Source organism: Candidatus Mycoplasma haematohominis (assembly GCF_902712995.1).
GTDB lineage: Bacteria > Bacillota_I > Bacilli_A > Mycoplasmatales > Mycoplasmoidaceae > Eperythrozoon_B > Eperythrozoon_B haematohominis.
On the sequence record NZ_CACTIB010000009.1, the window covers coordinates 1 to 5,534 of the forward strand.

Below are 5,534 nucleotides of genomic sequence, written 5' to 3' on the forward strand. Positions count from 1 at the left end.
CATTATCTCCAGAGAATTTCTTATCAACTACAAACACATCAGTATTTATTTTCTCTAATTCTTCTCTTAAATATTTATTAGCTGCTACTCCTCCAGAAACATATACACAACGAACATCTTTCTTGTTGATTCAATATTTCAATTTACTTATCAAACCATCAATAACTCATTTTTGAAACATAGTAGCTACATACTCATTTCTATTCTCTATCCCTGTTCTATCTATAAATTTACACAATCTAACAACTGCACTAAGTATCCCTGAATAACTAAATCTCTGAGCTGGATTAGTCTTATGTTTCAATAAATTAGGTACTTTCCTATCTCTATTAAATAAAGCATCTATAGCTGCACCTCCTGGATACTTAAGTCCCAACTCTCTGGCTACCTTGTCATATACCTCTCCTATAGCATTATCTGCTGTATCTTCTAATAATTCAATATCAGTAAAACTATTTACAAAATATAAGGCAGTTGTTTTCCCAGAGATGACTAGAGCTAAGAAAGGGAATTTAATAGGAGCAGTTAAGCCTACAGAAAATATATGACTATATATATGATCAACAGCTATTAATGGTTTATTACTTGCTAAAGATAGTGTCTTAGCGAATACTTGTCCTACTAATAAACAACCTACTAACCCTGGTTGACTTGTATAGGCAATATGGGTTACTTCTCTTCAATATACTCCAGTTCTAGCCAGTAGTTCTCTTATTGAAGGTAATAGATATTTCTCATGTTCTCTTGCAGCTAATTCGGGTACGACTCCTCCGAAATTAGCCTGCAATTCTGCCGAGGAGATAACTATACAATCTAATAATTTATTATTTCTGACTAGAGCTACTGAAGTATCGTCACAACTAGTCTCTATTCCTAAAATTAAACTACTTTTCACCTAAAGATGTGCCTTAAATTTTTCAAAGGCTATCAACATATCACTTTTAGTTTTAGAGCTGAAAGAGGATTCATATAGATTTTTTATATCTTTGCTTGTGCTTTGCACTCACGGAGTTGCCATTGCTCTTCTTCTTAGTTGTTTCATTTCTTCTTGTTTTTTTGAGTCTGTAATTGAACCCATCTCAGAATCATCATTGAAGTATCTTCTAGCTGCATGGGTATGTAAGTTTCTTAATACTGGAGTATACCGGACATAATCAAAATTCTGAGTTGGTTCATATAAATATTCTTCGCTAGTTTCATCATATGAATCCTGCTTGTTAGTGCTCAATATCTTTCTACCTTTATTATGCCCATTCATAAGCATTTTTTTGTAAAACTCATAAACTTTTTCTATTTTTGTTTCACTTAATTTATTAGAGATAACTATGAAATCTAGGAAATAGATATCAGTCTCTATATCTACTAAATGTAAATCATGTGGGACATAATTAAGTCCTAAATTGCCTCCATATGAAGTGTATAAACAATCAGCGTTATACATGATTGCTCCCTTTATATCTCCATATGCCAAGCTATCTACTAATGCTGAAGAATAAGGAGATAGAAATAAGAAATTAGAGCCCATCTTATTTTTATTTAAGTATTTAAGTAATTCTGTATATGTGTCGTATATAGAAGAGTGATCTCTATACAGTCCTGGAGCGGGATTAACACTTTTTTCTCCAGCTACAAATCTAGATAAAGAAAGGACAGTCCTGGGGTCATCCATTAACCCTAATTTAGACTTGCCATTTTTAGAATAAAACCTACTATCCTTAGATATTTCTTCTACTAATGTTTTTCAGGTTACTTTTCCTTTTAAACCGTCTATTTCTGTACCCCTATAACAAAAACTCAACTTATTCATAAAATATGGAATTCCATATCTAATTAGATTAGGATTAGACTGAAGAATAGCTCTAACAATCCCAGAGAAAAGAGAGATAGCCTCTCATCCATTATCTATCTTTTCATAATCTTTAGCATTTTTATAGTCTCCATTATGGGTATGCCTCGTAAGCAACTCCAACTTCTTCCAATCTATCTCATTAACCAAATCAGATTCCATTAGTTCTTCCAGAATAGAAGTGCTAACTACAGACATATCATAGATTCCCTTGCTGAATCTATCATGTACTACCTGATCATGAATACAGATAAAGTATCATGACTAGCTTGTTCTTTCCCTTCTAGACCAACTAAATTAATAATTCTTTGAACTCTAGTCCTTATCTCCTTCTTATTTAGTGGTCTCTTTGTGTACTTATTTATTAGTTTTTTTTGCTTTAGTACTGAATAGTACTCTCAATATGATCTCCAGTAATCTAAATCATTAATCTGAGCATTTATATTTTTCAATAACAAAGAATGTCACTTATATGATCATGTGCCTTCTTTTAAATTAGCTAACTTTTTAGTTAACTCTTCTCTTTTAGTAAATAGCACATTTACTCTGCATGATAAAACTGCTAACTTATTCCTAGACTTAGTTCTAGATTTATCTATTTGTGCCTGTATAGTCTTGTGAATATTGCAGATATATTTTCTCTATCTGTAAACATCTTTCTTAAACCAAAAGCAATATTCTCAAAAACATTCATGTTTGGGAATAAAGCATAGTCTTGAAAAACAGTAGCTGTTGGTCTTTGATTTGGAGGCATATCTTTTATATCTATTCCATTCAACAATATCTTTCCTGAATCAGGCTTAATAAATCCAGCTATTAGATTAAGTATTGTAGATTTACCTGAACCAGAGGCTCCTAGTATGGATACAAAGGAACCCTCTTCTATGTCGAGATTAAACTTCGTTAGAACTCTATTGTTTTCTGAATAAGACTTATTTATATCTTTAAGAGAAATAAAAGTAGACAACTCTACCTATTGTTTTTGCTGCTGATCAAGCGCTTTAAAGTTTTTATCTAATTCTTGGTATGCAATCATTCTGCTATCGTCTATTAACTTAAATGACTCATCCGTCTTATATTTATATTCTTTTAACCTTGAAATTCTACTACTAAAAGAAATAAATTTCTGTTGTTTCTTATAAATTTCTCTCTGATAGAACTCTAATTTCTCGATTACTGCTTGTAAATAGATAGTTAGATCTAATACTAGTGTTTCAAACATAATGGTTCTGTTAGTCAATATATAAGAGATCTTGTCTTGAATATCATAAGCTGCTTTAAAGTCGCTTGCTAGATTAGTTTCCTGTATTAAAGCAAGTATTGAATATAAATGTAAATGTAATCTAGTTAATTCTTCTACTTGCTCGTCAGAAGCGAGAGGAGCTCTAACACATTCCTGCGAAGCTATTTCTGGTTCTTTAGTTAGAGAAGATAAATAGTGACCGTGTTGTTCAGGATCAAATTGAAAACCTGCACTTTCTTCATCTAATTCTGCAGCTAATCTTTCTTTAATTAAGCTAGATAATTTTTTTGTTTGCTCCTGTTTTTCTTCTTCTTCTTTACTTAATGGAGCAAGAGCTGAAAGTCTTTTTCTTTCATACTTAGATGGCAAGTATTCAATACTTGCTGGTATCGGAGGAAGAGATAATTTTTTAAGCTCTAGAACTGGTTCTTGTTCTGAGAAAAGTAATTGAGCGCTCTTCTTATGTTTTTCAAAACAAGGAAGATGTTTTAATTCAGGAATATCAGCATTCCTTCTTTCTATTTGTTCTAAGTTGTAGTATGGTTTCTCCTGATTTTTAGATTTAAAGAATTCCATTGTCTTATTGTTGTTGTGATTGTGGAGCTACATCTGCTGGTCATTCATGTCTATCTATAACTGTTTCTGGAATTTCATTAGCTTTAGATTCTTCTTTAGGAGCTACTACAGGACTTGCTCCTTTTCTAAGGAAAGTACCACAATCTAACATAGTCTCTTCTGGATCTATTTCTCCTATTAATGGTTCTTCAAAAATATCAGCATGAATAACTGACATAACTTTTGAGAACTTTTTAAAGTTTATCTCGGTTAGATATCTAGATCTACCAACATAAGCAACACACTTTTGTGGTTTAAATAGGGTTTCGGCTTCAAACATAGGACAAGTTCCATCTGTACCAAACGGACTAGAACAGAAAGGAGAAAAGATTTGTCTTATTGTGAAACAAACTCTATTGAATAAATAAAGATTCCAGTATTGTTTTTCATAAGTGTAAGAACCAATTTCATCTGTCTTAACAAAATGACTAACATGAGTATACTTCTGGAATTTAAGAAAGAATTTATATTCTCTTGTCTGTCTTTTAGCTACTTCTTTAGCATCAAATCCTATTTCTTCTACATCTTCAAAGAAATTAATAACTCCCTTTCTGCTATCGTTCTCTTTCTTTAAGTATTTCTTCTCAGGAACTGCACTACTTGAAACATCTATTTCTGGTTCAGGTAATTCAGAAGATTCAACTAAACCTTCTTCAAAAGTTTTTTCTGGATCTAAAGAAATCTCTTCATTTAAAAAAACAATGTCTATATTCTCAACTATTGTTAAGGCTTTAACGGCTACTGGAGTTTTATCTGGAGCAGCAGGTGTAGGTTCCAAAATATATCTAAAAAATGGTCATGGTTTTGGAACCATGGATGTGATTTTGAAGACTGATGAAACGACGCAGCAATCACCAACTGTTACTCAAGAAGAGCAAGCAGCAGAAAGAACTAATACTCCTAGAACTTATGGAACTGAATTGACTAAGAAAAGTTTTACTTTGGTTAATGAATCCACTGAAGATAGCATCATTTTGAATATCATGATGGAAAGATTGGATCCAACCAAAGCTAATTTAACTTATGGTAGCGGACAGAGATTTAAAACTAGCTCTCAGGTTGTATTTGGTCATAAAACTTTTACTAGTACAGTAGGAAATAGCAACTACTCCCTTACTGTGCTTCAGAAACCTAATGTTTCATACGTAGCTGCTTGAAAAACAGCTTGCGTTACCGCTTTAAATACAGTTGTTACAGCAGAAGTTGAAACTCGAAATAGTCAAGAATACAACGAGCTTGCAAGATTAAGAGAATGATGTACTGTTCCTAAAGTAGATGATGTTTTAAAGAGACATAAATTTAAACCTTTAAGTACAACTGATGAGAAGGATGATGCTAAATGAAAAGAAGTAATAGCTGGAGGTTGATTTAAGAAAGAGAATAATAAGAATAATTGAGAAGATCAGTCTTTTATTGATGGAGAAGATTTAGATAAGGTTATTGGAGCTAATAAAGAAGGAATTAAAGACAAAGAATCAATTACTAAAGAACAAATTGATGTATTTAAAAATAAGTGTAAAGCAGTATTAGGACAAGCGTTTGTAAGAGATAACTTCTATTTAACTACTCAATTTATTAAGGGAATGAGTAGTGATACAACTAAACCTACAATAGATCCTTTCCAAGAAGCAGCTTTATTTTGTGTAGAGCCAATGACTGCTACAACATACATAACTGGCTCTTTACAGGGTTCAGAAAGTGCTGATATAGTAGTAGCTAATACAGACTACTGTTATTTGACTGATAATCAAAGAGAAACTTGAACAACTAATAATCCTTTGGGAGGTAAATCTTTCTGATGCGCTGTTAAGGCTTTATATAAGAATAGGA

The 5,534-nt window shown here is 32.1% G+C and carries 7 protein-coding genes; 1 reads left to right on the forward strand and 6 read right to left on the reverse strand.

What is annotated here, in order from left to right:
• The 6 genes from tsaD to H6411_RS02175 all read right to left on the reverse strand — a co-directional run.
• A partial coding sequence (gene tsaD, locus H6411_RS02150) for a tRNA (adenosine(37)-N6)-threonylcarbamoyltransferase complex transferase subunit TsaD (protein WP_216083003.1) occupies nucleotides 1-895 on the reverse strand: 895 nt, incomplete at its 3' end.
• On the reverse strand, nucleotides 896-2,098 hold the full coding sequence (locus H6411_RS02155) for a type 2 periplasmic-binding domain-containing protein (RefSeq protein WP_369408484.1): 1,203 nt from the start codon (nucleotides 2,096-2,098) through the stop codon (nucleotides 896-898). It abuts the gene before it with no gap.
• Nucleotides 2,077-2,385 carry a hypothetical protein gene (locus tag H6411_RS02160; RefSeq protein ID WP_216083005.1) on the reverse strand — a complete coding sequence of 103 codons (309 nt, stop codon included), beginning with the start codon at nucleotides 2,383-2,385 and terminating at the stop codon, nucleotides 2,077-2,079. Before H6411_RS02160 ends, H6411_RS02155 begins: the two co-directional genes overlap by 22 nt.
• A gap of 56 nt (nucleotides 2,386-2,441) precedes the next feature.
• Nucleotides 2,442-2,813 (reverse strand): ATP-binding cassette domain-containing protein, encoded by a 372-nt coding sequence (locus tag H6411_RS02165; protein WP_246307735.1) that lies wholly within the window; start codon nucleotides 2,811-2,813, stop codon nucleotides 2,442-2,444.
• A 6-nt stretch (nucleotides 2,814-2,819) separates the two neighbouring features.
• Complete coding sequence (locus H6411_RS02170) at nucleotides 2,820-3,665, reverse strand: hypothetical protein (RefSeq protein ID WP_216083006.1); 846 nt, start codon at nucleotides 3,663-3,665, stop codon at nucleotides 2,820-2,822.
• Between the two features lie 4 nt (nucleotides 3,666-3,669).
• Complete coding sequence (locus H6411_RS02175; protein ID WP_216083007.1) at nucleotides 3,670-4,482, reverse strand: hypothetical protein; 813 nt, start codon at nucleotides 4,480-4,482, stop codon at nucleotides 3,670-3,672.
• On the opposite strand from H6411_RS02175, the gene H6411_RS02180 reads away from it, so the two are divergent.
• The coding region (locus tag H6411_RS02180) for a hypothetical protein (RefSeq protein ID WP_216083008.1) at nucleotides 4,406-5,534 on the forward strand (1,129 nt) is incomplete at its 3' end. The two genes, H6411_RS02175 and H6411_RS02180, sit on opposite strands and share 77 nt — an antisense overlap.